Raw genomic sequence first — 1,487 nt, 5'->3', positions numbered from 1 at the left:
GTTGCGGATCGGATGAATCGAAATGATCATTCGCTGCGTGAGGATATCAAGCAAAAGAATGAAACCGTTCAGATGATCATGGAGAAAATGTTCTCCGATCTCAGCAACGTCAAGACCGACCGAAATCTTTTGGCTGGCCTGTTTGTCGAGGTTGCAAAATGTCTGAATCAGGATCCCGTCGGTAACAAGAACAACTCGGAACGCAGCTGGAAAGTGAGTTGATCGGAATTTGACGTCAACCGTCGACCCAGTCAACCTTCCTCAAAGTACAGCCTCGAACGATACCGAGATTGATCGCGAGGCTCTGGCTAGGCTGTTGGTCGAAATTGCCCGGAACGTCGATCCGGACAATCATGCGCATTTCGACGTTCCAGCCGCCGACCATCGCATGGACACACTTCGCGAGCTGCTGGTCGGCCGCGAAATTTCTGAGCTTTCACGCGTTACGCACCTGCTCGACGAACCCGAGCAGCTTGCGGCCGCAGTGGGGGACGTTCTCCCCAGCGCAGCCGCATCGGCGTCTCATGCGCAACTCGGCGAGGCCTTTGCGCCAGTTGTCGAGCGGGCCGTGCGACGGTCCATCCAGAAGAACCCGCGCACGCTGACGGATATATTATACCCGGTGTTTCTGCCGGCTATTCGCAAGTCGATCGGCGAAAAGATCGACCAGACCTTTCAGTCGCTGAACGAATCTTTAAGGCATATATTTACCTGGCATGGACTTAAGTGGAGATTTGAAGCTTGGAGGACAGGAACGAGCTTCTCAGAAGTTGTCCTTAAGCATTCCCTCTCCTATCAAGTAGAGCATGTCTTTCTCATTAACCGCAATTCCGGGCTATTGATTACACATGTAGCCGCCGAAAATGCAACGAGCGAAGACCCTCAACTAATTTCTTCGATGCTTAGTGCAATTCAAGATTTTGTGAAGGACTCATTCAACGAGAAAGAACAGAGCGGACTGGACACTATCCGTTTCGGGGAGCTTCGTCTTTGGTCGGAAGTTGGACCGTTTGCGACCTTGGTTGCGGTGATCCGCGGAAATCCGCCAGAGGAATTACATGAAATAATTCGCGACGTACTGCTTCGCATCCACGATGAGAGCTCAGAAGCTCTAGAGCAGTTTGACGGCGACAGTTCGCAGTTGGCCGGCGTAGAGGCGCAGCTACAGACCTGTGTTGAACTGAAGCACGAGGATTCAAACGAGGGATTTCCGTGGCTGGTGGTGGCTGCAGTCCTGCTGGTTTTGGTACCCGCAGGCGGTTGGTTCTTTCTTTCCTGGCAAGCCGGGCAGCGCTGGCAGGCCTATGTGTCGCGACTGGAGACCCAGCCGGGCATCATCGTTGCGGAACACCAGATGCGCGGCGGCCAATTCTATATCGCCGGCCTGAGAGACCCGCTTGCCGCCGACCCGCAGTCGCTGTTGTCCGGAACGCAGGTAGATCCCGCCCGGGTTCATTCGCAGTGGCAATTCTATCAGAGCCTTGAGC

At 54.2% G+C, this 1,487-nt stretch carries 2 pseudogenes; both read left to right on the top strand.

Annotation, left to right across the window (positions count from 1 at the left end):
* Positions 1 to 222, top strand: a pseudogene (locus ACXJ7R_RS32395) (hypothetical protein); the annotation flags it as partial.
* Between the two features lie 94 nt (positions 223 to 316).
* A pseudogene (locus tag ACXJ7R_RS32390) lies at positions 317 to 1,487 on the top strand (OmpA family protein); the annotation flags it as partial.

This window comes from Mesorhizobium sp. P5_C1 (genome assembly GCF_054049815.1).
Note: the sequence above shows the minus strand (reverse complement) of the source record. Positions and strands in the feature narration are given on the sequence as shown.